Origin of the sequence: Achromobacter dolens (genome assembly GCF_902859745.1) — a bacterium.
GTDB classification, from domain to species: domain Bacteria; phylum Pseudomonadota; class Gammaproteobacteria; order Burkholderiales; family Burkholderiaceae_B; genus Achromobacter; species Achromobacter dolens.
In genome coordinates this window covers 1-26,673 of record NZ_CADIJW010000043.1, presented here as the reverse complement: position 1 = coordinate 26,673, position 26,673 = coordinate 1, and the positions used below count along the sequence as shown (strand labels likewise).

The following is a 26,673-nucleotide window of genomic DNA, read 5'->3' as shown; positions in this document are numbered from 1 at the left end:
GCAGTACCGAGATGCCCTTGCCTTCTTCCGCGGGCCCCGCCGCGTTGCGCCAGCGGCTGGCGCTGGCCACCTTCCTGGCCGTGGCCGCGTTGGCCGGCTGGGCAATCTGGCGCTACGCCCTGCAAGGTCCGCCCGCCGCCGCCATTCCCGGTTACGCCCAGCAACCCGTGCCCGTCAGCATCGCCGCCGCGCGCCGCGGTCCGCTGCCACGCGACCTGCATGCGCTGGGCACCATCACGCCGCTGGCGCAGGTGGTGCTGCGCAGCCAGGTCGACGGCCAGTTGCAGCGCCTGCACTACACCGAAGGCCAGGCGGTCAGCCGCGGCCAACTGCTGGCCGAGATCGATCCGCGCCCCTACCAGGCGGCGCTGGCGGCCGCCGAAGGCGAGCTGGCGCGCGTCGAGGCGCTGCTCGGCAATGCCGAGATCGACCTGCGCCGCTACCGGCAACTGGCGCGCCAGGAAGCGGTGGCCGGGCAGCAACTGGACACCGCCGAGGCCCAGGCGCGCAGCTACGCCGCGCAGCGCCAGCGCCTGATGGCCGGCGTCGCCGACGCCCGCCGCCTGCTGGCACAGACCCGCATCCAGGCGCCGCACGACGGCCGCATCGGCTTTCGGCGCGTGGACGCCGGCAACCACGTGCGCGCCGCCGACGCCAATGGCCTGGCCACCCTGGTGCAGACGCGCCCGATCTCGGCGCTGTTCTCGATTTCGGAGACCCATCTGGACCTGCTGCGCCAGGCCCAGGCGCAGGCCGGCGACGCCGCCCTGCAGGTGCAGGCCTGGGACGCCGACGAACGCCGCCTGATCGCGCTGGGCACCCTGCAGGCGCTGGACAACCAGATCCACGCCGCCAGCGGCACGGTCAAGCTGCGCGCCCTGTTCGAGAATGCCGACGAGGCGCTGTTCCCGAACCAGTTCGTCAATATCCGCCTGGCGCTGGCGCGGCAGGAAGAGGTGCTGTCGATTCCCACGGCGGCGGTGCAGTACGGCGCCGACGGCGCCTTTGTCTTCGTCATCGGCGACGACCAGCGCGCCACCCGGCGCGACCTGACGCTGGGCCGCGCCAATGCCGGCCGTGTCGAAGTCCGCTCCGGCCTGGCCGTGGCCGAACGCGTGGTGGTCGAGGGCGTGGACCGCCTGCACGACGGCCGCGAGGTGCGGATCGTGGAAACCCAGCCGTAACGCCATGAGCCTGTCACGCCCCTTCATCCTGCGCCCGGTCGCCACCTCGTTCCTGATGCTGGCGCTGCTGCTGTCGGGCATCCTTGCCTGGCGCCTGCTGCCGGTGGCGGCGCTGCCGCAGGTCGACTACCCCATCATCCAGGTCACGACGCCCTACCCCGGCGCCAGCCCCGACGTCACCGCGCGCGCGGTCACCGCGCCGCTGGAGCGCCGCTTCGGGCAGATCCCGGGCCTCAAGCAGATGTCGTCCTCCAGCGGCAGCGGCATCTCGGTGATCACGCTGCAGTTCTCGCTCGACGTCTCTTTGGGCGTGGCCGAACAGGAGGTGCAGGCCGCCATCAGCGCCAGCGGCTCGCTGCTGCCGTCCGACCTGCCGACGCCGCCGGTGTACCGCAAGGTCAACCCGGCCGACGTGCCGATCCTGACGCTGGCGGTGACCTCGGATTCGCTGCCGCTGCCGCAGGTCTACGACCTGGTCGACACGCGCATGACGCAACGCCTGGCGCAGTTGTCGGGCGTAGGCATGGTCAGCCTGGCCGGCGGCCAGCGGCCCGCGGTGCGGGTGCAGGCCAACCCCATGGCGCTGGCCGCGCGCGGCCTGCGGCTGTCCGACGTGCGGGAAGCCATCGCCAAGGCCAACTCCAACCAGCCCAAGGGCAGCTTCGACGGCCCGGTGCGCTCGGTCATCATGGACGCCAACGACCAGTTGCAGAGCGCGCAGGAATACCGCGACCTGATCGTGGCCTGGCGCAACGGCGCGCCGGTGCGGCTGGGCGACGTCGCCACGGTCGAGGACGGCGCCGAGAACCGCTACCTGGCCGCCTGGGTCGATCGCCAGCCGGCGGTGCTGGTGAACATCCAGCGCCAGCCGGGCGCCAACGTCATCGCCGTGGCCGACCAGGTCAAGGCGCTGCTGCCGCAACTGACCGCCAGCCTGCCGGCGGCGGCGCAGGTGCGGGTGCTGACCGACCGCACCGAAAGCATCCGCGCCTCCGTGCGCGGCGTGCAATGGGAGCTGGCCTTCGCCGTCGGGCTGGTGGTGCTGGTGACCTTCCTGTTCCTGCGCAACCTGCCGGCCACGCTGATCCCGAGCCTGGCGGTGCCGCTGTCCCTGATCGGCACGTTTGGCGTGATGCACCTGGCGGGCTTCTCCACCAACAATCTCACGCTGATGGCGCTGACCATCGGCGCCGGCTTCGTGGTCGACGACGCCATCGTCATGCTGGAGAACATCGCCCGCTACCGCGAACAGGGCCACAGCCCGATGGCGGCCGCGCTCAAGGGCGCCGGACAGATCGGCTTCACCCTGGTCTCGCTGACGCTGTCGCTGATCGCCGTGCTGATCCCGCTGCTCTTCATGGAAGACGTGGTCGGCCGGCTGTTCCGCGAATTCGCCATCACGCTGGCGGTGGCCATCCTGATCTCGCTGGCGGTGTCGCTGACGCTGACGCCCATGATGTGCGCGCGCCTGCTGCCGCCGCACGCCGAGCGCCCGCCCGGCCTGCTCGACCGCCTGCAGGCGCGCTATGCCGGCTGGCTCGACATCACGCTGCGCCACCAGCGCCTGACGCTGCTGGCGATGCTGGCCACCGTCGCGCTGACCGGGCTGCTGTACCTGGCGGTGCCCAAGGGGTTCTTCCCGGCGCAGGACGGCGGCGTGCTGCAAGGCGTGACCCAGTCGGCGCAAAGCACCTCGTTCGAGGCCATGTCGCGGCGCCAGCAGGCGCTGGCGCAAAGCCTGCTGGAAGACCCCGACGTCGCCAGCCTGTCGTCCTTCATCGGCATCGACGGCATGAACGCCACCCTCAACACCGGCCGCCTGCTGGTCAACCTCAAGCCCTGGAGCGAGCGCGGCGCGCCGCTGGCCGACATCATGGCCCGGCTGGACGCCCGCGCCCGCCAGGTGCAGGGCATCTCGCTGTACCTGCAACCCGTGCAGGAATTGAACATCGAGGATCGCGTCAGCCGCGGCCAATACCAGTTCACCCTGACCTCGCCCGACAGCGCGCTGCTGGCGCGCTGGAGCCACGCCCTGACCCAGCGCCTGGCCGCCGCGCCGCAACTGGCCGACATCTCGTCGGACCTGCAGGGCGATGGCCGCCAGGCCTACCTGGAGGTCTCGCGCGACGCCGCCGCGCGCCTGGGCCTGACCATGGACGACGTGGCCCAGGCGCTCTACAGCGCCTTTGGCCAGCGCCAGGTCGCCACCCTGTTCACGCAGTCCAACCAGTACCGCGTGGTGCTGGAGGTGGACCGGCGCCTGGCCGCCAGCCCCGAAGCGCTGGAACGCATCCACCTGCGCACGGCGGACGGCCAGCCGATTCCGCTATCGGCGCTGGCCACGGTCAGCGAGCGCGCCGTGCCGCTGGCGGTCAACCACCTGTCGCAGTTCCCCGCCGTGAATTTCTCGTTCAACCTGCCGGCCGGCGGTTCACTGGGCGCGGCCATCGCCGCCATCGAAGCGGCGCGCCAGGACATCGCCATGCCCGCGAGCGTCGAATTGCGCCTGCAGGGCGCGGCGTCCGCGTTCCAGGCCTCGCTGTCCAACACCCTGTGGCTGATGCTGGCCGCCGTGGTCACCATGTATCTGGTGCTGGGCATGCTGTATGAAAGCGCGATCCATCCGGTCACCATCCTCTCGACCCTGCCGTCGGCCACGGTGGGCGCGCTGCTGGCGCTGCTGCTGACCGGCCGGCCGCTGGACCTGATCGCCGTCATCGGCATCATCCTGCTGATCGGACTGGTCAAGAAGAACGGCATCATGATGGTCGACTTCGCGCTGGAAGCCGAACGCAGCCGCGGCCTGGCGCCGCGCGAGGCGATCCGCGAAGCCGCGCTGCTGCGGCTGCGGCCGATCCTGATGACCACGCTGGCGGCGCTGTTCGGCGCCCTGCCGCTGATGCTGGCCACCGGCTCGGGCGCCGAGCTGCGCCAGCCGCTGGGCTGGGTGATGGTGGGCGGCCTGCTGGTCAGCCAAGTGCTGACGCTGTTCACCACGCCCGCCGTCTACCTGTTCTTCCACCGACTGGGCGCGGGCCGCCGCAAGGCCCTGCCCGCCCCCGCGGACCGGCCGGCGCCATGATCCGCGCGCTGCTGCACCGGCCCATCGCCTGCATCTTCCTGGCGCTGGCCCTGACGCTGCTGGGCGCGGTGGCCTGGCGCCTGCTGCCGGTGGCGCCGCTGCCGCAGGTCGACTTCCCCACCATCGAGGTGCGCGCCGAACTGCCCGGCGCCAGCCCCGAGAGCATGGCCAGCACCGTGGCCGCGCCGCTGGAACGCGCGCTGGGCGGCATCGCCGGCGTCAGCGCCATGAGCTCGTCCAGCAACCAGGGCGCCACTCGCGTGCTGTTGCAATTCGCGCTGGACCGCGACATCAACGCCGCCGCGCGCGACGTGCAGGCCGCCATCAACGCCGCCCGCGCCGAGCTGCCCTCGGGCATGCCGGGCAATCCCAGCTACCGCAAGGTCAATCCGTCGCAGGCGCCCATCATGGCGCTGGCGCTCAGCTCGCCCACCCGACCCGCCGGCCGGCTCTACGACCTGGGCGCCACGGTGCTGGCGCAGAAGCTCTCGCAGATCGTCGGCGTCGGCGAAGTGACGCTGGGCGGCAGCTCGCTGCCGGCGGTGCGAGTGCAGGTCAACCCCAATGCGCTGGCGCACTACGGCGTGGCGCTGGACGACCTGCGCCAGTCCATCGCCAACGCCGCCCCCATGGGTCCGCAGGGCCAACTGGACTCGGCCTCGCAGCGCTGGGAGGTCGGCACGCCCGGCCAGCCGCGCACGGCGGCCGACTACAACGGCCTGATCGTGCGCCACCAGGACGGCGCCGCCCTGCGGCTGGCCCAGGTGGCGCGGATCAGCGACTCGGTCGAGAACCGCTACAGCAGCGGTTTTCACAACCACAACCCGGCGGTGGTGCTGACCGTCAGCCGCCAGCCGGGCGCCAACATCATCGAGACCATCGCCGCCATCAACCAGGCCCTGCCCGGCCTGCGCGCGCTGATGCCGGCCGACGTCGACCTGACCGTGGTGCTGGACCGCTCGCCCGGCATTCACGCCACGCTGCGCGAGGCCCACGTCACGCTGGGGCTGGCGGTGGGGCTGGTGATCCTGGTGGTGTGGCTGTTCCTGGGCAGCGCCCGCGCCGCCGCCATTCCCAGCGTGGCGACTCCGGTCTGCCTGATCGCCACCTTCGCCGTCATGTACCTGTGGGGCTTCTCGCTCAACAACCTGTCGCTGATGGCGCTGATCGTGGCCGCGGGCCTGGTGGTGGACGACGCCATCGTGGTGCTGGAGAACATCTCGCGCCACCTCGAGCGCGGCCTGGGTCCGCGCCAGGCGGCCCTGCGCGGCGTGCGCGAGGTCGGCTTCACCCTGGTGGCGATGACGCTGGCGCTGTCGGTGGTGTTCGTGTCGATCCTGTTCATGGGCGGGCTGGTGGAGCGGCTGTTCCGCGAGTTCTCGATCACGCTGGTGGCCGCCATCCTGATCTCGCTGGTGGTGTCGGTCGCCATCATTCCCAGCCTGTGCGCGCGCTGGCTGCGGCCGCCGGCCGAGACCCAAACGCGGCCCTCGCGGCTGCGCGCGGTGTTCGCCCGCATCCACCAATGGTATGGCGCGTCGCTGGCGCGGGTGCTGGGCCACGCCCGCCTGACCCTGCTGCTGCTGGCCGCGGTGGTGGCGCTGAACGCCTATCTGTACGCGCAGGCGCCCAAGGGCTTCCTGCCGCAGCAGGACACCGGCCAGTTGATGGGGTTCGTGCGCGGCGACGACGGCTTCTCGTTCCAGGTGATGCAGCCCAAGATCGACGTCTATCGCCAACTGGTGCTCAGGCATCCGGCCGTGCAGGACGTGATCGGCTACAACGGCGGCAGCCTGGGCATCAGCAATTCGCTGTTCCTGATCCGCCTGAAGCCGGTTGCCGAGCGGCGCGAATCCTCGGCCCAGGTGATCGACTGGCTGCGCGCCAACGCCCCGCCGGTGCCGGGCGGCATGTTCTTCCTGAACGTCGACCAGGACCTTCGCATGCCGGGCGGCTTCGGCAATTCCGGCGACCACGAGCTGGCCATCATGGCCAGCGACGTGCCGGCGCTGCGGCAATGGTCGCGCAAGATCTCGCGCGCCATGCGCGACATCCCCGAGCTGCGCGACGTCGACGCGGTGGGCGACGCCGCCACCCAGCAGGTGGTCATCAACATCGATCGCGCCGCCGCCCGGCGCCTGGGCGTGGACATGCGCACCATCGCCAGCGTGCTCGGCAATTCCTTCAGCCAGCGCCAGGTGGCGACGCTGTACGACCCGATGAACCAATACCGCGTGGTGCTGGAGCTGGACCCGCGCTACACCGAGGACCCCGAGGTGCTGGAACGGGTGCAGGTGGTGGCGGCCGACGGCAGCCGCGTGCCGCTGTCGGCCTTCGCCACCTACGAGCACGGCCTGGTCAATGACCGCGTGTTCCACGACGGCCTGTTCGCCGCCGTCGGCGTCGGCTTCTCGCTGGCCGAGGGCGTCTCGCTGCAGCAAGGCCTGGCCGCCATCGACGCCGCCATGGCGCGGCTGATGGTGCCGGCCCACATCCAGACGCGGCTGGGCGGCGACGCCCGCAGCTTCCAGCAGAGCCTGCAGGACCAGCCCTGGCTGATCCTGGGCGTGCTGGTGGCGATCTACCTGGTGCTGGGCATCCTGTACGAAAGCCCGCTGCATCCGCTGACCATCCTGTCGACCCTGCCCTCGGCCGGCGTCGGCGCGCTGCTGGCGCTGCGGCTGGCCGATATCGAGTTCAGCCTGATCGCGCTGCTCGGCCTGTTCCTGCTGGTGGGGGTGGTGATGAAGAACGCCATCCTGATGATCGACTTCGCGCTCGGCCTGGAGCGGCGCGAGGGCCTGACGCCGGAACAGGCCATCCATCGCGCCGCCATGCTGCGCCTGCGCCCCATCGTCATGACCAACCTGGCCGGCCTGCTGGGCGCGCTGCCGCTGGTGCTGGGCATGGGCGAAGGCTCGGAACTGCGCCGGCCGCTGGGGGTGACCATCGTCGGCGGGCTGATGATCAGCCAGTTCCTGACGCTCTACACCACGCCGATCGTGTACCTGGCGCTGGAGCGGCTGCGCTTGAAGGTGGCGGGCTGGCGCGCGCGCCGCGCCTGATCCGCCCGTCCACACCGCGCCCGACGCCTCAGCCCGCGCCCCGTTCCACTTCCGGGGCCCGCGGCGCCACGCTCAGGCGTTCGGCCAGCAGCGCCAGGAAGGCCCGCGCCAGCGGCGGCAGGTGGGCGCCGCGCAAGGTCACGACCTGGATGCTGCGCTGGCGCATTTCGGGATTGCTGAACGGCACCGCCACCAGGCCGGCGCTGTCGAGCAGGCCGATCACTGTCAGGTAGCCCGTCAACGCCACGATCTGGCTGCCCGGCAGCATCGGCAGGAAGGCCGCCGAATGGTTGGACACATAGGCCGGCTCGATGTGCACGCCGGCATTGGCGCAGGCCGTGTCGAACAGGTCGCGCACCGTGGTGCCCGGATCGCCCAGCGACAGCGGCGCCTGCGCCAGGTCGCGCACGCCGACGCTGCGGCGCGCGGCCAGCGGATGGCGACGGCACATGATGGCGTAGACCGGCGCGCGGCACAGCAGCTCGGTCTTGAGGCGCTCGTCGGGCGCCACCGTGTAGCGCAGCGCCAACTGCGACAGGCCCTCCAGGATCAGCCGGTTGACCTCCTCCGGCCGCTCCACCAGCAGATGGAAGCGCGCCTCGGGATGCAGGCGCTTGAAATCGGCCATGCACTGCGGCAGGAAGCGGTGCGCGAAGCCCTCGGTACAGGCCAGCCGCACCGTCACGTCGCCCTGCGCGCTGCGCTGGCGGATGGCGGTGGTGACGCGCTCGGCCTCCAGCGCGGCGGCGTTGGCGTAGGCGGCCAACTGGCGCCCTGCCTCGCTCAAGGCCATGCCACGCGCCTGGCGTTCGAACAGCGCAATGCCAAGCTCTTCCTCCAGCTTGGCGATCTGGCGGCTCACGGCCGAAGCCGCCACATGCTGCGCGGCCGCCGCGCCGGCGATCGAGCCGCAGCGCGCCACCTCCAGGAAATACCGCAATCCCAGCGAAATCATGGTGCTCCCCCAATCATTGCCTTAATGGCAACGATCAAATGCGAATTATCTAATTGTGGCATGTCCATAAGCGTAATAACTTTGTGCCTCCGCCCCTTCCCCCGAGACCGCAGTGACCCGCGAACAAGCCCTAGCCCACGCCACCGGCGCCTATGACGATGGCACCTTGCAGGCCGACCTGGCCCGCCGCGTCGCCTTCCAGACCGAAAGCGAGGAACCGAGCCAGGCCCCTGACCAGCACGCCTACCTGAGCGACGAGCTGGCGCCGGGCCTGGAACAACTCGGCTTTGCCTGTCGCGTCCATCCCAACCCGGCCGGGGTCGATCTGCCGATCCTGGTGGCGCGGCGCATCGAGTCCACGGCGCTGCCCACCGTGCTGCTGTACGGCCACGGCGACGTGGTGCGCGGCAACGCGGCCAAATGGGACGCCGGCCGCGATCCCTGGCGCCTGCGGGTCGAGGGCGACCGCTGGTACGGCCGCGGCACCGCCGACAACAAGGGCCAGCACACCATCAACCTGGCGGCGCTGCGCGAAGTCCTGCGGGCGCGCGACGGCAAGCTGGGATTCAACGCCACCTGGCTGATCGAGACCGGCGAGGAAGCCGGCTCGCCGGGCCTGGCGGCGTTCTGCGAGGCGCACCGCGAGACTCTCGCCGCCGACGTCTTCATCGCCAGCGACGGCCCGCGCCTGGCCGCTGCCCGCCCCACGCTGTTCATGGGCTCGCGCGGCGCGGTCAACTTCGAACTGTCGCTGCGCGCCCGCGAGCGCGGCTATCACTCGGGCAACTGGGGCGGCCTGCTGGCCAACCCCGCCATCATCCTGTCGCACGCCATCGCCACGCTGGTGGACGCGCGCGGCCGCATCCAGGTGCCGGGCCTGCGCCCGCCGCCCATCCCGGCCGCGGTGGCCGCGGCGCTGGCCGACCTGGAGGTCGGCGGCGGCCCCGACGATCCCGAGATCGACAATGACTGGGGCGAACCGGGGCTGTCACCCGCGGAGCAGGTGTTCGGCTGGAACAGCCTGGACGTGCTGACCTTCGGCGCCGGCGATCCGGCCAAGCCGGTCAATGCCATTCCGCCGGCCGCCTCGGCCTGGTGCCAGTTGCGCTTCGTGGTCGGCACCGACTGGAAGGCGCTGGAACGCCACGTGCGCGCCCACCTCGATGAGGCCGGCTTCGGCGACGTGCAAGTGCGCGTCGGCATGCAGGCCGGCGCCACCCGGCTGTCGCCCGACAACCCGTGGGCGCGCTGGGCCGCCGCCTCGATCGAGCGCAGCACGGGCCTGCGGCCGGCGCTGCTGCCCAACCTGGGCGGCTCGCTGCCCAACGACATCTTCGCCGACCTGCTCGGCCTGCCCACGCTGTGGGTGCCGCATTCCTACCCCGCCTGCGCCCAGCACGCCCCCAACGAACATCTGCTGGGCAGCGTGGCGCGCGAGGGCCTGGCCATCATGGCCGGCCTGTTCTGGGACCTGGGCGACCAGGGCGCCGCGCTGCGCCAGGCCGCCCGCAACCCCGTTACCATTGCCCAACCCTGACCGGACCCGACCATGATCGCCAGAATCCGCGCCGCCGCGCTGGCCTGCCTTTCGGCCCTTGCCCTCCAAGCCGCCGTGGGCGCGCCCGCCGCCCACGCCGCCTATCCCGAACAGGCCATCAAGCTGGTGGTGCCGTTCACGCCCGGCGGCGCCACCGACGCGGTGGCCCGCCTGCTGGCCAACCGCCTGTCGGGCAAGCTGGGCCAGGCCGTGATCGTCGAGAACCGGCCCGGCGCGTCAACCGTCATCGGCGCCAACGCCGTGGCGCAGGCGCAGCCCGACGGCTACACGTTGATGCTGTCGGGCAGCACCACCTACACCGTGCTGCCGGCGCTCAAGCGCGACCTGCCGTACGATCCGCGCCGCAGCTTCGAGCACATCGCCATCGTGGCCCTGGCGCCGGTGGTGCTGCTGGCGCAGAACAGCGTGCCGGCAAAGACCGCGCAACAGGCCGCCGAGCTGGCGCGCGACAAGACCGCCAGCGGCGGCCTGATGTATGGCACCTTCGGCCCGGGATCGGCGCCGCACCTCGTGGGCGAAATGTTCGCCGAAGCCGCCGGCGCCAAAATGACGCCGGTGCCCTACAAGGGCAGCGCGCAGTTCATCACCGCCCTGATCGGCGGCGAGATCGCGCTGGGCGTGGACACGGTGTCGTCGGCCGCGCCGCAGGTCAAGGCCGGCAAGGTGCGCGCGCTGGCCGTCACCGGCGAACACCGCGTGCCACAACTGCCGGACGTGCCGACCTTCATCGAAAGCGGCCTGCCGGGCGTGTCGATGGTGGGCTGGTACGGCCTGGTGGCGCCGGCCCGCACGCCGCAGCCCGTGCTGGACACGCTGAACCGCGCGGTGGCCGGGATCATGGCCGATCCGCAGGTGCAGCGCGCCGTCACCGATCTGGCGCTGGAACCGGTCTACCTGGACGGCGCGGCCTTCACGGCGCGCATGCAGCAAGAGTTGCAGACCTTCGGCGAAGTGGGCCGGCGCGCCAACATCAAACTGGATTGAGGCCGGCGGGCGCCCCGCGTTGCGCCGCGGGGCCAGCGCGTAGGGATTTCGTCCTACTCTGGCCCCATTTCGACTAGAATCAGAACCATTCTCAATAAAGGACGCCGGTCCGCGGCCGCGTCGAAAAATAACGAGGCGCGTTCTGAAACCCACTTTCCGTCTTTCCATGGCCTGGCTCCACACCTGGGTCGGCCTGTGGTTTTCCTGGCTGCTGTTCGCCGCCTTCCTGACCGGCACCCTGGCGGTATTCGCCGAACCCATCACCCATTGGATGACGCCCGAGCATCACGCGGCCGAGGCCGAGGCGGCGGCGCGCGAGCCCGTCAAGGTGGATCGCGCGCGCCGGCTCGACCTGGCGGTGCGGTACATGGCGCGGCATCACCCCGGCGCCGGCATGTGGGAGATCTGGCCGGTCGACCGCTTTCACGACAACGGCCTGGTGGCGTACTGGTTGGACCAGAACGGCGAATACGCCGACGCCGAACTCGATCCCGAGACCGGCCAGGAACTGCCAGAGCAAGCGCACCACGCGGCCGGCCGCGCCACGCTCGGCGGCAGTCACTTCGTCGACTTCCACTACAACCTGCATGCCCAGCCGCTGGGCGTCTGGATCGTGGCCTTCGCGGCCATGGCGATGCTGGTGGCGATGGTCTCGGGCGTGGTGACGCACAAGCGCATCTTCAAGGACTTCTTCACCTTCCGCGCGAAAAAAGGCCAGCGCTCGTGGCTGGACGCGCACAACGCCACGGCGGTGCTGACGCTGCCGTTCCAGTTCATGATCGCCTACACCGGCATCGTGATCTCGGCCCTGACGCTGATGCCCGCGCCGATCACGGCGGCCTATGGCGGCGGCGCCGAGGCCGCGCGCCAGTACCTGGCCGAACTCTCCCGCGAAGACCGGCCGACGCCGACCGGCGCCGCGCTGGCGGTGCCGCCGCTGGAACCGCTGGTGGCCCGCGCCGAACAACTGATCGGGCAGACCGCCCGCGCCGTCGTCATCAACAACCCCGAAGACGGCTCGATGCGGATCGCGGTCTATGGCTGGAACGAGGCCGCCGACCAGCAGGTCCTCATCAGCACCACCACCGGCATGGCCGAATTCTCCGCCGCCAGCGGCGAACTGCTGCGCGTGCGCGCGCCCGGCGGCGTCGAAGGCGGCGCCGCGCCGCTCACGCGCCAGGTGATGGCCGACCTGCACATGGTCAAGTTCGGCGGCCTGGCCATGAAATGGCTGTATTTCCTGTGCGGCCTGGCCGGCGCCGCGATGATGGGCACGGGCGCGGTGCTGTTCATGGTCAAGCGCCGCAACAAGATGGGCAACGAGTTCGGCGCCGCCACCGCGCGCGTCTACCGCCTGATCGAAGGCCTGAACGTGGCCGCGCTGGCCGGCCTGGCGATCGCCTGCGTCGCCTACCTGTGGGCCAACCGCCTGCTGCCGGTGGCGCTGCCGCAGCGCGCCGGCTGGGAGCTGCGCGCTTTCTTCATCGTCTGGGCGCTGACGCTGGCCCACGCCTGGCTGTGCGCGCCGCGGCGCGCGTGGATCGGACAATTGGCCACGCTGTCGGCGCTGTGCCTGCTGCTGCCGCTGCTGTCGCTGGCGACGATCGGCGACCATCCGCTGGCGCAGATCGCGCGTGGCGACTGGGAAAGCGCCGGCGTCGAACTGACGGCCGTGGCCACCGGCCTGGCGGCCGGCTGGGCCGCGCTACGATTGCGCAAGAAACCGTTGTCGGCGCCGCCGCCGCGCAACGCCCGCCCGCCCCAGGAAGCCACGGCATGAATCTGAACGACGCATACGGCATCGCCATGGCGCTGCTGCTGACCTATTCCGGCATGGCCTGCCTGAGCCTGGCGATGCCGCGCCACTATGACCAGGTCTGGGGCCGCGATCCGTCCGCCGGCCATTCGCGCGTGCTGCGCGGCGCCGGCATCCTGCTGTTGCTGCTGGCGCTGCTGCCCTGCGTCGGCCTGTGGGGCAACACCGTAGGCGTGGTGGCCTGGCTCGGCTGGCTGTCGGCCGGCGCCCTGCTGTGGGTCGGCATGCTGTCGTGGTCGCCGCGCCCGGCGATGCGCACCGCGGCGCTGGCGGTGGTCATCTCGATCGCCGGGGTCGGCTTCGGCTTCTAGGGCCGCATTGCGCCCGCCCCGGCCCGGCCGGGGCCGTTTGACCGGCATCAAGCCGGCCTGACAAACGCCTCGGCGACCCGGTCTTTGACACCATATGTGGTGGTAGAGTTTTTCCACCCCACAACATATGGTGTCAGTGATGCAACTCCAACACATCCTCAAGCGCGACGGCCGGGTCGTCGCATTCGACCGCGCCAAGATCGCGACGGCCATCGCCGCCGCCGGCCGCGGCACCGGAGAACTGGACGCCGACGTGGCCCAGGCGCTGACCGGCGCGGTGATCGAGGCGCTGGCCGCCGAGGGCAACGTCTGCCCCGGCGTGGAGACCATCCAGAACCAGGTCGAGGAAACGCTGGTCAAGGCCGGCTACTGGCGCACCGCCCGCGCCTACATCGTCTACCGCGAACAGCACGCCCGCCTGCGCGCGCTGCGCCACACCCTGGTGGACGTGGAAAGCGCCATGGAGGAATACCTGGAACAGCGCGACTGGCGCGTCAACGCCAACGCCAACCAGGGCTACAGCCTGGGCGGGCTGATCCTGAACGTGGCCGGCAAGGTCACCGCCAACTACTGGCTGTCCAACGTCTTCACGCCCGAGGCCGGCCAGGCCCACCGCGACGGCGACATCCACATCCACGACCTGGACATGCTCAGCGGCTATTGCGCCGGCTGGTCGCTGCGCCAGTTGCTGACCGAGGGCTTCAACGGCATCCCCGGCAAGATCGAGGCCACGCCGCCGCGTCACATGTCGGCGGCCATCGGCCAGATCGTCAACTTCCTGGGCACGCTGCAGAACGAATGGGCCGGCGCGCAGGCCTTCAGTTCGTTCGACACCTACATGGCGCCCTTCATCCGGCGCGATGCGATGACCTACGCCGAGGTCAAGCAAAGCATGCAGGAGCTGATCTACAACCTGAACGTGCCGAGCCGCTGGGGCACGCAGACGCCGTTCACCAACCTGACCTTCGACTGGACCTGCCCGGCCGACCTGCGCGAACAGATCCCCTACGTCGGCGGCGAGGAAATGCCGTTCGCCTATGGCGACCTGCAGGCCGAGATGGACATGATCAACCGCGCCTACATCGAGGTGATGATGGCCGGCGACGCCAAGGGGCGCGTGTTCACCTTCCCGATTCCCACCTACAACATCACGCCCGACTTCGACTGGGACCATCCCAACACCGAGCGCCTGTTCGAGATGACCGCGCGCTACGGCCTGCCGTACTTCCAGAACTTCCTCAATTCCGACCTGGAGCCGCACATGGTGCGCTCCATGTGCTGCCGCCTGCAACTGGACCTGCGCGAGCTGCTCAAGCGCGGCAACGGCCTGTTCGGCTCGGCCGAGCAGACCGGCTCGGTGGGCGTGGTGACGATCAATTGCGCCCGCCTGGGCCATACCTGCCGCGGCGACGAGGCGGCGCTGATGGCGCGCCTGGACCACCTGCTGGGCCTCGGGCGCGACGTGCTGGAGACCAAGCGCAAGGTGGTGCAGCGCTATATCGACCAGGGCCTGTATCCGTACACCCGGCGCTACCTCGGCACGCTGCGCAACCACTTCAGCACGCTTGGCGTGAACGGCATCAACGAGATGATCCGCAACTTCAGCGACGACGCCGACGACGTCACCACGCCGGCCGGCCACGCGCTGGCGGTGCGGCTGCTGGACCGGGTGCGGGCGCGCATGACCGAGTTCCAGGAAGAGACCGGCCACCTCTACAACCTGGAGGCCACGCCGGCCGAAGGCACCACCTACCGCTTCGCCCGCGAGGATCGCAAGCGCTATCCCGGCATCCTGCAGGCCGGCACCGAGGCCCAGCCCTACTACACCAACTCCAGCCAGTTGCCGGTGGGCCACACCGACGATCCGTTCGAGGCGCTGGCGCTGCAGGAAGCGCTGCAGGGCAAGTACACCGGCGGCACCGTGCTGCACCTGTACATGAACGAGGCCGTGTCGTCGGCCGGCGCCTGCAAGGCGCTGGTGCGGCGCGCGCTGTCGAACTTCCGCCTGCCCTACATCACCGTCACGCCGACGTTCTCGATCTGCCCGAACCACGGCTATCTGGCCGGGCACCACGAGTTCTGCCCCAAGTGCGACGCCGAATTGCTGGCCAGGCAGGCGTCTTGCTGCGCGCCGGCCTGACCGCCGCTGTCGACCGCTTTTTTCCCCGGGCGATCCCCGCCCGGCCTTTCCCCAAGGAGCTGTTATGCAAACCGTGATCTCTCCCGAAGCCGCCGCCCCGCAGGCGCTGCGCCTGGACGACAGCCAGCGCGTGCGCTGCGAAGTCTGGACCCGCGTCATGGGCTACCACCGCCCCGTGTCTTCCTTCAATACCGGCAAACAAGGCGAATTCAATGAACGCCGCTTCTTCGTCGAACAACGTGCCTGAAGCGGGCGGCGGCCGCAAGGCCGCCCCCGCCCGCCACCCGCCGCGCATGGCCTATGCCGCGCCGCCGCGGCCGGCGGCCCAGCCGCTGCCGCGCCATTCCCCGGCGGTGGGCGGGCTGACGCCGTTTTCCACCGTGGACTGGCCCGGCACGCTGGCCGCCGTCATCTTCATCGCCGGCTGTCCGTGGCGCTGCCACTACTGCCACAACCCCGAACTGCAGACGCGCAACGCGCGCTACGACTGGCGCGACGTGCGCGCCTTCCTCGACAACCGCCAGGGGCTGCTGGACGCCGTGGTGTTCTCCGGCGGAGAACCGCTGAGCGAGCCGCGCCTGCCGTCGATGATCCGCGAGGCGCGGCGCATGGGCTATCGCATCGGCCTGCACACGGCCGGCATCTATCCGCTGCGGCTGGCCGACGTGCTGCGCTACCTGGACTGGGTCGGCCTGGACATCAAGGCCGACGCGCAGGGCTATGACGACATCACCGGCCGGCGCGATTCACACCGCCCGGCGCAGGCCTGCCTGACGCAGTTGCTGACGGCGGGCGTGGATTTCGAATGCCGCATCACCTGGCATCCCGACTGGCTCGACGAGACCCGGCTGCTGGGCCTGGCGCGCGAACTGGCGCGGCGCGGCGTCAAGCGCTTCGCGGTGCAGGGCGCGCGCAATTGCCCCAGCACCCCGCCGGCGCGGCTGCTGGGCGCGCAGGCGCAGGCCCTGCTGCGCGGCTGGTTCGAGGAATTCAGCTACCGCTGAGCGCCGCCGCGCCCCAGGCGCGCCGCCAGCGCGGCGTGAAAGCGCGGCGACGCCACCGCGCCCACATTGCAGCGCGACCAGGGCGAGGCCGCCGTCGGGTCGACGCTGAACACGCGGCCCGGCGCCATGATGACCTTCTCCGGCATCAGGTCCTCGGCCAGCGCCAGCGAATTGTCGATGCCGGGAAACGCCGCCCACAGATAGAGCGAGCGGGTGGGCCGCGTGTAGACCGTCGCGCCCAGCGAATCGAGCACCCGCAGCGCGTCGCCGGTGGCCGCTTCCAGCCGCTGGCGCAGGCGCACCAGATGGCGTTCGTAGTGGCCGTCGCGCAGCATCACGTCGACCATGCGTTCGCAGTATTCCGAACTGCTGACGTGCACCAGCGCCTTCAGGTCCGCCAGATCGCTGGCCAGGCCCGCGCCGCAGGCGATGAAGCCGACCCGCAGCGCCGCCGAGAACGACTTCGAGAAACTGCCGATGTAGACCGTGCGTTCCAGTTGGTCCAGCGCCGACAGCCGCACCGCCGAGGTCGGCTTGAAGTCGGCCAGCGGATCGTTCTCGACCACGATCAGGTTGTGGCGCTCGGCCAGTTGCAGCAGCTTGTAGGCCTTGGCCGGCGAAATGTCGGAACCGGTGGGGTTGTGCGCCAGCGACTGCGTGAAAAAGAGGCGCGGCTTCTCGCGCTGCAGCAACGCCTCCAGCGCCGCCAGATCCGGGCCGTCCGACAGGCGCGGCACGCCCAGCATGCGCACGCCGGCCAGCTTGAGCTTACCGAACAGCGGGTAGTAGCCCGGATCGTCCACCAGCGCCGCCGCGCCCGGCGGCAGGAAGTAGCGGATCACCAGGTCCATGGCCTCGTTGGCGCCGTGCGTCAGCACCAGTTGCGACGGCGCCGCGCTGATGCCGACGTCGCCCAGCTTGCGCACCAGGCTCTCGCGCAGCGGCGCGTAGCCGAAGCGGCTGCCATAGCGGAACAACGTGCCCAGGCCGGTGCGCACCACCTTCTGGTGATAGCGGTCCATGCGCATGTCGGCCAGCCATTCCACCGGCGGGAAGCCGTCGCCGGCGGCGATGGCGTCGGGCTGCGTCTTGAGTTGCTCGCGCATCAGCCAGACGATGTCCATGGCGCGGCTCAACTGTCCCGGCTCCTCATCGGCGGCGCGCCGCGCCGGCCCGGTGTCGAGCACGTAGAAGCCCGAGCCGCGGCGCGGCTCCACCAGCCCGCGCGCCACCAGCATCTCGAACGCCACCACCACGGTGTTCTTGGCGTAGCGATGCAATTGCGCCAGCTCGCGCAGCGACGGCAATTTATCGCCCGGGCGGTAGACGCCATCGGCGATCTGGCGCCCGATCAGGCGCGCCAGGCTTTCGGCGATGGGCGCGGCGCGCGGGGCGCGGCCCGGGGAATTGTCGGCGTCCACGGCGTGGTTTCCAGCGGGAAAAAGTCGAAAATTGGTGCAGTGCGATGGTACTGTTCGTCCAAACTGTACCTCTGAATGCCGGTACAGTTTACCTAGAATCCGGTCACCCAATTCCTAGATTTCCAGATGGAGACACATGCCATGGTGGCCGATTCACGCCTGCCCAACTTCCGCGCCCTCACCCCCGCCCAACGCCTCGCCGCCATCGCCGACGCGGCCGGCCTGACGCCCGAGGAACGCCAGCAACTGGCCGAGCCGGGCGCGCTCGGCCTGGACCGCGCCGACGGCATGATCGAGAACGTCATCGGCGCCTTCGAGCTGCCGCTGGGCGTGGCCGGCAACTTCCAGGTCAATGGCCGCGACGTGCTGGTGCCGATGGCGGTGGAAGAACCGTCGGTGGTGGCCGCGGCCTCGTTCATGGCCAAGCTGGCGCGCGAGAACGGCGGGTTCGAGACCTCCAGCACCCGGCCGCTGATGCGCGCCCAGGTGCAGGTGCTGGGCCTGAGCGATCCGCACGGCGCGCGCGTCGCCCTGCTGCGCGAGCGCGAGCGCATCGTCAAGCTGGCCAACAGCCGCGACCAGGTGCTGATCGGCCTGGGCGGAGGCTGCCAGGACATCGAGGCGCACGTGTTCGCCGACACGCCGCGCGGCCCGATGCTGGTGCTGCACCTGATCGTCGACGTGCGCGACGCCATGGGCGCCAACACCGTCAACACCATGGCCGAGGCCGTGGCGCCGCTGGTCGAGGAGATCACCGGCGGCACGGTGCGGCTGCGCATCCTGTCGAACCTGGCCGACCTGCGCCTGTCGCGGGCCCGCGTGCGCCTGACGCCGCAGACCCTCGACACCAAGGACCGCAGCGGCGCCGAGATCATCGAGGGCGTGCTGGACGCCTACGTGTTCGCCGCCACCGACCCGTACCGCGCCGCCACCCACAACAAGGGCATCATGAACGGCATCGACCCGGTCATCGTCGCCACCGGCAACGACTGGCGCGCGGTCGAGGCCGGCGCCCATGCCTACGCCTGCCGCGACGGCCGCTACACCTCGCTGACCCATTGGGAAAAGGACGCCAGCGGCGCCCTGGTCGGCACGCTGGAAATGCCGATGCCGGTGGGCCTGGTGGGCGGCGCCACCAAGACCCATCCGCTGGCGCGGCTGGCGCTAAAGATCATGGCGGTGCGCTCGGCCCAGGAGCTGGGCGAGATCGCCGTGGCCGTGGGCCTGGCGCAGAACCTGGGCGCGCTGCGGGCGCTGGCCACCGAAGGCATCCAGCGCGGCCACATGGCGCTGCACGCGCGCAACATCGCGCTGACCGTGGGCGCGGTGGGCGCCGAGGTCGACCAATTGGCTCGCCGCATGGCCGAGGAAAGGGACGTGCGCGCCGACCGCGCGCTGGCGCTGCTGGAGGAACTGCGGAAACCGGCCTGACGGCGCGGCACGGCCGGCGCACGCACGCCGGCCGCACAAGAACAGAGGCGGCGCCGGGAACCTCCCGCGCCGCCCGTCCATCAAGGAGACAGACATGGAAAGAGACAGCAAGGCGTCCGCCGGACGCCTGGCCGAAGTATGGAACGACACGGTCGACCTGCGCCACCTGGCGTGGGCCATCGCCATCGGCATCGCCGTCAGCGTGGCGGGCTTCTACGCCGCCAGCGGCTGGCTGCGCGACAAGGTCGCCTCGCCCGAGCTGGCGCACGCCTACGCCATGCTGGCCGGCCTGGCCGGCTGCGTGCTGGCGGGCGTGATCTGCGCCCGCCTGTTCCCGCCCAAACGCGAAGTGGTCGAGCACAGCGCCTCGCACGATCCGGCCTGGCGCGCCGAGGTGCTGGCCGAACTGGCCGCGCAACCGGGCGGCCTGGGCACGCTGGCGGACCTGCCGCCGGCGGTGGTCAAGGAACTGAAGGAACTGGACCTGTACGAGCTGTTCGCCGCGCCCGCCGCGGCGCCGGCGCCGCAGGCCCAACCGCGCAACGTGCGTGAAGAGGTGCCGGCATGAGCGATCCCGTGTTGCTTGAACAGATCATGGTGGCCGCCGGCATGGGCCTCCTGGGCGCGGTGGTGTTCGCCGCCATCGGCCTGGTGTCCGGCACCGACGAGACCACCACGCTGGCGCCGCTGACGCTGCTGGTGGTGCTGCTGGGCGTGCCGCCCGCCGGCGTCTTCACCTTCTTCCTGGCCGGCGCGGTGGCCAAGCACATGACCCACGCGGTGCCGACGGCGCTGCTGGGCATCCCCGGCGACACGCTCGCCACGCCGCTGCTGCAGGACGCCAACATGCTGCGCAAGCTGGGCGTGCCGCACATCGCGCTGCGCAAGATGGTGTCGGGCGCCATCGTCGCCGCCTTCGTGGCGGTGCCGCTGGCGGTGCTGTTCGCCGTGCTGCTGGCGCCGTTCGGCGGCGCCATCACCAAGTCGGCGCCGTGGATCTTCCTGGCCGCGGCGGTGCTGATCGCCTATTTCTCGGCCGGCCGCTGGGCGGCCGTGGCGCTGCTGGTGCCGTTCGTGGTGGTGATCGTGGCGCTGCAGAGCCTGACCGCCAAATACGGCGTCAAGCTCAGCATCAGCTACTTCCTGGGCATCGCCATCGGCCCGCTGATCGCCGACCTGTTCACCGTGATCGCGCCACAGGGCCGCGCCAAAATGATGCGCGACAAGGTGCGCACGTTCTCGCTGGCGCCGGACGTCAAGGGCTGGTCGGGCTACTTTCCCAATCCGCTCAAGGTGATGGACCGCATCCAGACCCGCTGGACCCTGGCCACCGCCACCATCTCCAGCGCCACCTTCGTGTTCAGCCCGGTGGCGATGACGGTGGTGCTGGGCGAACTGGTGGGCTCGCGCATCAAGCACGCCTATCACCGCCTGACCACGGTGCTGAGCGCGCGCAACGGCGTCACCGAGGCGACCTACATCGCCGAGGCCCTGATCCCGCTGATCGCCTTCGGCCTGCCGCTCAGCCCGGTGGCCGCCGGCCCGGCCGCGCCGCTGTTCAACGCGCCGCCGCGCTTCACGGTGGACGCGGCCAGCGGCCAAACGCACAACCTGCACAACCTGCTGAACCACTGGGAGTTCCTGGGCTACGGCATGCTGGCGGTGCTGCTGGCGGCGATCGTGTCGTATCCGTTCGCCATGAACTTCGCGCGCCGCGCCGCGCTGTTCGTGTCGCGCAAGGTCAGCCACGAGGCCATCATCGCCACCTTCGTCGGCCTGATCATCGTGATCAGCGTGTGGGAAGGCCAGTTCCTGGGCCTGCTGGTGATCCTGACCATGGGCCTGTTCGGCGGCCTGCTGTCGCGCCTGTTCGGCTTTAACACCGGCGTGCAGTTCATGGGCTACTACACCGCCGTGCTGACGGTGCCGGCGCTGGTCAAGCTGGTGGCGTAAGGCCACCATTGGCCAGGGGCGGAGCCCGCCGGCTCCGCCCCTTTTTTGTCTGCCCGGCCGGGCCACGCCCCTGCCGCGTTCCCTCTCCCCGCTTTCACCCGCCCGCTTGATCCCGCGCAAGGCGGCGCGTCATGCATTGCTCTAGCCTCGGAGCCACTGTTCCCAATAAAGGCTCCCATTTCATGACGTGGTTCAAATCCCTCACTCTCGCCGGACGCGAATTGCTGCCCATCGTCCAGGGCGGCATGGGCGTCGGCGTATCCGCCCATCGCCTGGCCGGCGCGGTCGCCAGCCAGAACGCGGTCGGCACCATCGCCAGTGTGGACTTGCGCCATCACCACCCCGATCTGATCGAGCAGACCGAGGACTGCCGCGACCGTGAACAGATCGACAGCGCCAACCGCGTCGCGCTGGACCGCGAAGTGCGCGCCGCGCTCGACACCGCGCAGGGGCGCGGCGTGGTGGCCGTCAACGTCATGAAGGCGGTGCGCGACCATCCCGCCCTGGTGCGCCAGGCCTGCGAAAGCGGCGCCCAGGCCATCGTCATGGGCGCCGGCCTGCCGCTGGACCTGCCCGACATGACCGCCGACTACCCCAAGGTGGCGCTGGTCCCCATCCTGTCGGAAGCGCGCGGCGTGGCCGCCGTACTGAAAAAGTGGATGAAGAAAGGCCGCATGGCCGACGCCGTGGTCATCGAACACCCCGGCTACGCCGGCGGCCACCTGGGCGCCGCGCGCCTGGACGACATCCACGACGAACGCTTCGACTTCAAGCGCGTGCTGGCCGAATGCCGCCAGTTGTTCCAGGACCTGCAACTGGGCCGCGACGCCCCGCGCCTGATCGTGGCCGGCGGCGTCGGCAGCCACGAGCAGGTGCGCCACTGGCTCGGCCACGGCGCCGACGGCGTGCAGGTGGGCACGGCTTTCGCCGTGACCGAAGAAGGCGATGCCCACGAGAACTTCAAGCGCGTGCTGATGGAAGCCGACCCCGACAAGCTGGCCGAATTCACCAGCGTGGCCGGCCTGCCGGCGCGCGCCGTGCCGACGCCGTGGCTGACGCGCTACCTGCGCCAGGAAAAGACCCTGCAGGAGAGCACCCGCTGCGACGCACGCCGTTGCAGCCAGCGCATGGACTGCCTGACGCAGTGCGGCCTGCGCGACGGCATCGCGCGCTTCGGCCAGTTCTGCATCGACCTGAAGCTGGCCGCCGCCATGCGCGGCGAAGTCAGCCGTGGCCTGTTCTTCCGCGGCGCGTCGAAGCTGCCGTTCGGCGACGCCATGCGCAGCGTGCGCGAGCTGATGGACTACCTGCTCAACGGCAGGATGCCGACAGCGGCCTGACGGCACGCCAGCGCCAGGCTACGGCGGCGCGCGGGCGGCTGACGCCGCGTCAGCGCGCCGCCGGCAGGTCGAATTCGAACACCGCGCCCGGCTCCGGCCGTTGCACCAGCCGGATATCGCTGTGATGCAGCTTCAGGATGCGGTGCACGATCACCAGCCCCAGCCCGCCGCCATCGCGCGGGCCGTCCGCCAGCACCGAGGCGCGGGTGAACAGGCCGGCGCGCAAGGCGTCGGGAATGCCGGCGCCATTGTCGCTGACCCGCACCTGCACGCCGTCGCGCGCCTGCCGCAGGCGTAGCTCGATGCATCCTCCCGGCGCCGTATGGCGGATGGCGTTGTCCAGCAGATTGGTGAGCACCCGCTCGATCATGCCCAGGTCGGCGCGCACCGGCGGCAGTTCCTGGTCAATCGCCGTGGTCAGCCGCTGCTGGCGCGCCTCGGCGGCCAATTCGAATTTCTGGATCACGTCCTGCGCCAGCTCGGGCAGCGAGAAGGTCTCGGGTTCCAGCCGCACCAGCCCGGATTCCAGCCGCGCCAGCTCGAACAGTTCCTGCGCCAGCCGGCCGACCTTGCGGCTCTGCGCCAGGGCGATGTCCAGGTAACGGCGGCGCTCGGCCGCGTCCAGCGTCTCGTCCTTCAACCGCAGGGTCTCCAGGTAGCCGTGCAGCGAGGTCAGCGGCGTGCGCAGATCGTGCGAAATGTTCGCCACCAGGTCGCGCCGCTGCTGGTCCTGTTGCGTCAACTGGCGCCATTGCTCGGAGATGCGGCGGCCCATCTGCACGAAGCTGCGGCGCAGCAGCGAGATCTCGTCGCCGCCCGCATCAGTGGCGTCGGCGGGCCTTTCCAGCGCCGCCAACGCGCGGCCGTCGTCGTCGCCAAAGGCCCGCACCGCGCGCGTCAGGCCGCGCAGCGGCCGCGTGATCAGGCCGAACGCCGCCAGGCTCGCCACCAGGCCCAACAAGGCCACCAGCGCAATCGACCACAGGGTGGTGCGCAGCACCGCGCTGCGCGACGCGGCCATCGCCAGCGCGTCATGCGCCTGGCCCTGCAACACCACATAGACATAGCCCTCGTCGCGCCCCGCCACCCGCACCGGCGCGGCCGAAAATACCTTGGCCGTATCCAGGTGGCGCGGATCGTCGCCTTCGATCGGCAGCGCCCCGCCCGCCAGGAAGCGCCGCACCGGCGCCAGGTCGATCCGGTCGCGCTTGATCTGCCCGGGCGGCGCGGCATCGCCGACGATGCGTCCGTCGTTGTCCAGCAGGTAGACCTCGACCGCGGGATTCACCATCATCAGCATCGAGAACAGCGAACGCACTGCGTCCGGCTTCCAGCCGTTGGCGTCCATCAGTTCATTGGTGCCGGCGATATGCTGCGCCAGTCCGCTGGACAGGCGCTGCACCACTTCCTGCTCGTAACGCGCATGGGCCGAGATCTGCAGCCAGGCCGACGCGCCGCAGCACGCCAGCAGCAGCAGCGCGAACACGGCCGACAGGCGCTGGGTCAGGGTCAGGCGCTTCATGATGCTGACTCCGCCGGCGCGCCGGGCGCGGCCGCGAACTTGTAGCCGCGCCCCCAGACCGTGAGGATGCGTTGCGGATTGGACGGATCGGCCTCGATCTTGGTGCGCAGCCGGTTGATGTGGGTGTTGACGGTGTGCTCATAGCCTTCGTGCTGGTAGCCCCAGACCTGGTTCAGCAGGTCCAGCCGCGAGAACACCTTGTCGGGATTGCGGGCGAAGAAATGCAGCAGGTCGAATTCACGCGGCGTCAGTTCCAGCCGGCGCTCGTCGACCGAGGCGGTGCGGGCAATGGGGTCGATGGCCACGCCGTGCTGGCGCAGGCTGCCGGCGTCGATGCGGGCATTGCGCTCCAGCGCCTCGGTGCGGCGCAGCAGCGCGCGCACCCGCGCCACCAGTTCCAGCATCGAGAACGGCTTGGCCAGGTAGTCGTCGGCGCCCAGTTCCAGGCCGAGGATGCGGTGCACCTCGCTGGAGCGGGCGCTGGTGATGATGATGGGGGTGTAGCGCGTCATGGCGCGGGCGCGCTTGCAGATCTCCAGGCCGTCGATGCCGGGCAGCATCAGGTCCAGCACCAGGGCGTCCCAGCCGCCCTCCTCCAGCCGGCGCATGCCTTCGTTGCCGTCGGCCGCGTGCTCGACCGCGTACCCCTCGTCACGCAGGTGCAGGCGCAGCAATTCGGCGATGTGGGCGTCGTCTTCGACGATCAGGACGCGGCGGGGCGTATCCATAGGGGCTCGGTCAGGGGTGGAAATCAGGGTGAGCCGACCGCCAGCGGCCGGCAACGCCGGGCGCGGGCGATCCGCCCCCGGCAGCGCTATTGTCGCCAATCCATGGCCGGCGAGTTATCACATTTATTTTAAGTTTGCGTGAGGACTTCGATATCGGGCCCGGGGAAGAATGGCTCCAACGACAACAACCGCCTCCCCGAGGAGCCCCGCCATGATGGCCACGCCCGCCACCCCAGACGCCCCCGCCGCCCCGGCGGCCGACAGCCGCGGCCCGGTCCATCCCGGCTGGCTGCGCATCATGCATTGGCTCAATGCGCTGGCCGTGGTCATCATGGTGACCAGCGGCTGGCGCATTTACAACGCCGCGCCGTTCTTCGACTTCACCTTTCCCAACGGCGCCACCCTGGGCGGCTGGCTGGGCGGCGCGCTGCAATGGCACTTCGCCGGCATGTGGCTGCTGCTGGTCAACGGCCTGCTCTACCTGGGGCTGAACCTGACCACCGGCCGCCTGTGGCGCAAGTTCTTCCCGGTCGGCCCGCGCGGCGTCGCCCGCGACCTGGCCGCCGCCCTGCGCGGCAAGCTGTCGCATGCCGACCCGCGCCACTATAACCAGGTGCAGCGGCTGGCCTACCTGTTCGTCATCGCGGATATCACGGTGCTGGTCCTGTCCGGCCTGGTGCTGTGGAAGTCGGTGCAGTTCGACACGCTGCGCACGCTGCTGGGCGGCTATGAATTCGCGCGCCGCATCCATTTCTTCGCCATGGCGCTGCTGGTGGCGTTCGTGGCGGTCCACCTGGTCATGGTGGCGCTGGTGCCGCGCAGCCTGATCGCCATGATCCGCGGCAAATAAGGAGTCTGACGTGAGCGCAAAACGACGCCTGTCGCTGCTGGGCCTGGATGGCCCGGCGATCCTGAAGGAAGCCGTGAAGATCCTGGACAAGCGGGTCGAGGCGCCCTCGCGCCGCGCCTTCCTGCGCAGCAGCCTGACGCTGGGCGGGCTGGCGATGCTGTCCGGCTGCACGCTGTCCGACGATGAAAACGTGGAAAAGGCACTGAGCGCGGTGTCGCGCTTCAACGACCGGGTGCAAGGCTGGATCTTCGATCCGAACAAGCTGGCCCCCACCTACCCGGAATCGATGATCACCCGCCCGTTCCCGTTCAATGCCTATTACGGCATCGACGAGGTGCGGCAGGTCGAGGAAGAGAGCTTCCGGCTGGAAGTCACCGGCATGGTGGCGGACAAGCGCCGCTGGCGGCTGGAAGAGCTGCGCGCCATGGCGCAGATCGACCAGGTCACGCGCCACATCTGCGTCGAGGGCTGGAGCGCCATCGGCAAATGGGGCGGCGTGCCGTTCTCGACCTTCCTGAAGCGCGTGGGCGCCGACCTGACCGCGAAATATGTGGGATTCAAGTGTGCCGATGACTACTACACCAGCATCGACATGCCGACCGCGTTGCATCCGCAGACGATCCTGGCGCTGACTTACGACGGCAAGACCCTGCCGCCGGAGTACGGCTTCCCGATGAAGCTGCGGATGCCCACCAAGCTTGGCTACAAGAACCCCAAGCACATCCAGGCGATTTTCGTCACCAACACCTACCCGGGCGGTTACTGGGAGGACCAGGGCTACAACTGGTTCGGCGGCAGCTAGGTGGTTTTCACTTTTTTTCCCACCACGACACACCAGAGGAACGCATCATGAAGACACTCACCACCGCCGCATTCTCGCTGTGCCTGGCTTTTGGCGCGGTCGCCGCGCACGCGGCCGACAGCATGTCCAAGGACGGCATGTCGAAGGACGGCATGGCCAAGAGCGGCATGTCGAAGGATGGCATGGCCAAGGATGGCATGGCGAAGGACGGCATGTCCAAGGACGGCATGTCGAAGAACTCCATGTCCAAGGACGGCATGTCGCACGACGGCATGAAGAAGGACGGCATGGCCAAGGATGGCATGTCGAAGGAAGGGATGTCCAAGGACGGCATGTCCAAGGGCGGCTCCATGAGCAAGGACAGCATGGGCAAGTAAGCCCGCCCGCCAACCGTCCCGCGTGCGCCGCCCCGGCCGCGCCGCGCGCGGGCCCGCTTTCCCGAGGAGCCCCCATGAGACTGACACGCAGGCATTTCCTGGGCGCGGGCGGCGCCTTTGCGGCCGCCGCCGGCCTGGCGCCGCTGCTGG

20 protein-coding genes and 2 pseudogenes are annotated in these 26,673 nt (G+C 70.2%); 17 read left to right on the top strand and 5 right to left on the bottom strand.

What is annotated here, in order from left to right:
* Nucleotides 1-11: 11 nt before the first annotated feature.
* Genes HV783_RS22890 through HV783_RS22880 form a run of 3 tightly spaced genes read left to right on the top strand, consistent with a single transcriptional unit; the run spans nt 12 to nt 7,331 of the window.
* On the top strand, nt 12-1,184 hold the full coding sequence (locus HV783_RS22890; RefSeq protein ID WP_175143824.1) for an efflux RND transporter periplasmic adaptor subunit: 1,173 nt from the start codon (nt 12-14) through the stop codon (nt 1,182-1,184).
* A gap of 4 nt (nt 1,185-1,188) precedes the next feature.
* Nucleotides 1,189-4,266 (top strand): multidrug efflux RND transporter permease subunit, encoded by a 3,078-nt coding sequence (locus HV783_RS22885; RefSeq protein WP_175189915.1) that lies wholly within the window; start codon nt 1,189-1,191, stop codon nt 4,264-4,266.
* A complete protein-coding gene (locus HV783_RS22880; protein ID WP_175189914.1) occupies nt 4,263-7,331 on the top strand; it encodes an efflux RND transporter permease subunit in 3,069 nt (1,022 codons plus the stop codon). Before HV783_RS22885 ends, HV783_RS22880 begins: the two co-directional genes overlap by 4 nt.
* A 28-nt stretch (nt 7,332-7,359) precedes the next feature.
* On the opposite strand, the gene HV783_RS22875 is transcribed toward HV783_RS22880, so the two are convergent.
* On the bottom strand, nt 7,360-8,286 hold the full coding sequence (locus HV783_RS22875) for a LysR family transcriptional regulator (protein ID WP_175189913.1): 927 nt from the start codon (nt 8,284-8,286) through the stop codon (nt 7,360-7,362).
* A gap of 112 nt (nt 8,287-8,398) precedes the next feature.
* On the opposite strand from HV783_RS22875, the gene HV783_RS22870 reads away from it, so the two are divergent.
* The 7 genes from HV783_RS22870 to HV783_RS22840 all read left to right on the top strand — a co-directional run bounded on the left by HV783_RS22870 (nt 8,399) and on the right by HV783_RS22840 (nt 16,099).
* On the top strand, nt 8,399-9,823 hold the full coding sequence (locus HV783_RS22870) for a M20 family metallopeptidase (protein ID WP_175189912.1): 1,425 nt from the start codon (nt 8,399-8,401) through the stop codon (nt 9,821-9,823).
* Between the two features lie 12 nt (nt 9,824-9,835).
* On the top strand, nt 9,836-10,828 hold the full coding sequence (locus HV783_RS22865; RefSeq protein ID WP_054504269.1) for a Bug family tripartite tricarboxylate transporter substrate binding protein: 993 nt from the start codon (nt 9,836-9,838) through the stop codon (nt 10,826-10,828).
* A gap of 166 nt (nt 10,829-10,994) precedes the next feature.
* Nucleotides 10,995-12,608: a PepSY-associated TM helix domain-containing protein gene (locus HV783_RS22860; RefSeq protein ID WP_081273492.1), complete on the top strand. Its 1,614-nt coding sequence runs from the start codon at nt 10,995-10,997 to the stop codon at nt 12,606-12,608.
* Entirely contained in the window at nt 12,605-12,955 is a 351-nt protein-coding gene (locus HV783_RS22855; protein ID WP_064525435.1) for a DUF3325 domain-containing protein, read from the top strand. The genes HV783_RS22860 and HV783_RS22855 overlap by 4 nt, the downstream gene beginning before the upstream one ends.
* A gap of 139 nt (nt 12,956-13,094) precedes the next feature.
* A complete protein-coding gene (locus HV783_RS22850; protein ID WP_175189911.1) occupies nt 13,095-15,095 on the top strand; it encodes a ribonucleoside triphosphate reductase in 2,001 nt (666 codons plus the stop codon).
* A 64-nt stretch (nt 15,096-15,159) separates the two neighbouring features.
* Complete coding sequence (nrdD, locus tag HV783_RS22845) at nt 15,160-15,342, top strand: anaerobic ribonucleoside-triphosphate reductase (RefSeq protein WP_006395259.1); 183 nt, start codon at nt 15,160-15,162, stop codon at nt 15,340-15,342.
* The gene (locus HV783_RS22840; RefSeq protein WP_175189910.1) at nt 15,308-16,099 is read left to right on the top strand and encodes an anaerobic ribonucleoside-triphosphate reductase activating protein; all 792 of its coding nucleotides are present in this window, start codon (nt 15,308-15,310) and stop codon (nt 16,097-16,099) included. The genes nrdD and HV783_RS22840 overlap by 35 nt, the downstream gene beginning before the upstream one ends.
* On the opposite strand, the gene HV783_RS22835 is transcribed toward HV783_RS22840, so the two are convergent.
* Nucleotides 16,090-17,520, bottom strand: a complete 1,431-nt coding sequence (locus tag HV783_RS22835) for an aminotransferase-like domain-containing protein (protein ID WP_059270258.1) — start codon at nt 17,518-17,520, stop codon at nt 16,090-16,092. The two genes, HV783_RS22840 and HV783_RS22835, sit on opposite strands and share 10 nt — an antisense overlap.
* A gap of 141 nt (nt 17,521-17,661) precedes the next feature.
* On the opposite strand from HV783_RS22835, the gene HV783_RS22830 reads away from it, so the two are divergent.
* From HV783_RS22830 to HV783_RS22815, 4 genes are all read left to right on the top strand, one after another.
* Nucleotides 17,662-18,951 (top strand): hydroxymethylglutaryl-CoA reductase, degradative, encoded by a 1,290-nt coding sequence (locus tag HV783_RS22830; RefSeq protein ID WP_175189909.1) that lies wholly within the window; start codon nt 17,662-17,664, stop codon nt 18,949-18,951.
* Between the two features lie 94 nt (nt 18,952-19,045).
* Entirely contained in the window at nt 19,046-19,519 is a 474-nt protein-coding gene (locus HV783_RS22825) for a hypothetical protein (RefSeq protein WP_047990889.1), read from the top strand.
* Nucleotides 19,516-20,904, top strand: coding sequence for a tripartite tricarboxylate transporter permease (locus HV783_RS22820; RefSeq protein WP_175189908.1), 1,389 nt, complete (start codon nt 19,516-19,518; stop codon nt 20,902-20,904). The genes HV783_RS22825 and HV783_RS22820 overlap by 4 nt, the downstream gene beginning before the upstream one ends.
* A gap of 182 nt (nt 20,905-21,086) precedes the next feature.
* Nucleotides 21,087-22,244, top strand: coding sequence for an NAD(P)H-dependent flavin oxidoreductase (locus HV783_RS22815; protein WP_054504273.1), 1,158 nt, complete (start codon nt 21,087-21,089; stop codon nt 22,242-22,244).
* Between the two features lie 49 nt (nt 22,245-22,293).
* On the opposite strand, the gene HV783_RS22810 is transcribed toward HV783_RS22815, so the two are convergent.
* Nucleotides 22,294-23,766, bottom strand: a complete 1,473-nt coding sequence (locus HV783_RS22810; RefSeq protein WP_175189907.1) for a sensor histidine kinase — start codon at nt 23,764-23,766, stop codon at nt 22,294-22,296.
* Nucleotides 23,763-24,494 carry a response regulator transcription factor gene (locus tag HV783_RS22805; protein WP_049074082.1) on the bottom strand — a complete coding sequence of 244 codons (732 nt, stop codon included), beginning with the start codon at nt 24,492-24,494 and terminating at the stop codon, nt 23,763-23,765. The genes HV783_RS22810 and HV783_RS22805 overlap by 4 nt, the downstream gene beginning before the upstream one ends.
* Nucleotides 24,495-24,705: 211 nt before the next feature.
* On the opposite strand from HV783_RS22805, the gene HV783_RS22800 reads away from it, so the two are divergent.
* From HV783_RS22800 to HV783_RS22790, 3 genes and pseudogenes are all read left to right on the top strand, one after another.
* On the top strand, nt 24,706-25,344 hold the full coding sequence (locus HV783_RS22800; RefSeq protein ID WP_175143813.1) for a cytochrome b/b6 domain-containing protein: 639 nt from the start codon (nt 24,706-24,708) through the stop codon (nt 25,342-25,344).
* 10 nt (nt 25,345-25,354) lie between these two features.
* Nucleotides 25,355-26,146, top strand: a complete 792-nt coding sequence (locus HV783_RS22795) for a molybdopterin-dependent oxidoreductase (RefSeq protein ID WP_064523105.1) — start codon at nt 25,355-25,357, stop codon at nt 26,144-26,146.
* Nucleotides 26,147-26,193: 47 nt separating this feature from the next.
* Nucleotides 26,194-26,409 (top strand): annotated as a pseudogene (locus tag HV783_RS22790) (pentapeptide MXKDX repeat protein); the annotation flags it as partial.
* Here the strand turns inward: HV783_RS22790 and HV783_RS29675 are convergent.
* Nucleotides 26,326-26,610, bottom strand: a pseudogene (locus tag HV783_RS29675) (hypothetical protein); the annotation flags it as partial. The pseudogenes HV783_RS22790 and HV783_RS29675 sit on opposite strands and share 84 nt — an antisense overlap.
* Between the last annotated feature and the right edge of the window lie 63 nt (nt 26,611-26,673).

Coding starts and splice junctions, on each gene's coding strand:
- HV783_RS22880 (WP_175189914.1), top strand. CDS start 4,263: ATGATCCGCGCGCTGCTGCACCGGCCCATCGCCTGCATCTTCCTGGCG.
- HV783_RS22830 (WP_175189909.1), top strand. CDS start 17,662: ATGGTGGCCGATTCACGCCTGCCCAACTTCCGCGCCCTCACCCCCGCC.
- HV783_RS22865 (WP_054504269.1), top strand. CDS start 9,836: ATGATCGCCAGAATCCGCGCCGCCGCGCTGGCCTGCCTTTCGGCCCTT.
- HV783_RS22890 (WP_175143824.1), top strand. CDS start 12: ATGCCCTTGCCTTCTTCCGCGGGCCCCGCCGCGTTGCGCCAGCGGCTG.
- HV783_RS22825 (WP_047990889.1), top strand. CDS start 19,046: ATGGAAAGAGACAGCAAGGCGTCCGCCGGACGCCTGGCCGAAGTATGG.
- HV783_RS22820 (WP_175189908.1), top strand. CDS start 19,516: ATGAGCGATCCCGTGTTGCTTGAACAGATCATGGTGGCCGCCGGCATG.
- HV783_RS22815 (WP_054504273.1), top strand. CDS start 21,087: ATGACGTGGTTCAAATCCCTCACTCTCGCCGGACGCGAATTGCTGCCC.
- nrdD (WP_006395259.1), top strand. CDS start 15,160: ATGCAAACCGTGATCTCTCCCGAAGCCGCCGCCCCGCAGGCGCTGCGC.
- HV783_RS22840 (WP_175189910.1), top strand. CDS start 15,308: ATGAACGCCGCTTCTTCGTCGAACAACGTGCCTGAAGCGGGCGGCGGC.
- HV783_RS22850 (WP_175189911.1), top strand. CDS start 13,095: ATGCAACTCCAACACATCCTCAAGCGCGACGGCCGGGTCGTCGCATTC.
- HV783_RS22800 (WP_175143813.1), top strand. CDS start 24,706: ATGATGGCCACGCCCGCCACCCCAGACGCCCCCGCCGCCCCGGCGGCC.
- HV783_RS22855 (WP_064525435.1), top strand. CDS start 12,605: ATGAATCTGAACGACGCATACGGCATCGCCATGGCGCTGCTGCTGACC.
- HV783_RS22860 (WP_081273492.1), top strand. CDS start 10,995: ATGGCCTGGCTCCACACCTGGGTCGGCCTGTGGTTTTCCTGGCTGCTG.
- HV783_RS22810 (WP_175189907.1), bottom strand. CDS start 23,766: ATGAAGCGCCTGACCCTGACCCAGCGCCTGTCGGCCGTGTTCGCGCTG.
- HV783_RS22885 (WP_175189915.1), top strand. CDS start 1,189: ATGAGCCTGTCACGCCCCTTCATCCTGCGCCCGGTCGCCACCTCGTTC.
- HV783_RS22875 (WP_175189913.1), bottom strand. CDS start 8,286: ATGATTTCGCTGGGATTGCGGTATTTCCTGGAGGTGGCGCGCTGCGGC.
- HV783_RS22805 (WP_049074082.1), bottom strand. CDS start 24,494: ATGGATACGCCCCGCCGCGTCCTGATCGTCGAAGACGACGCCCACATC.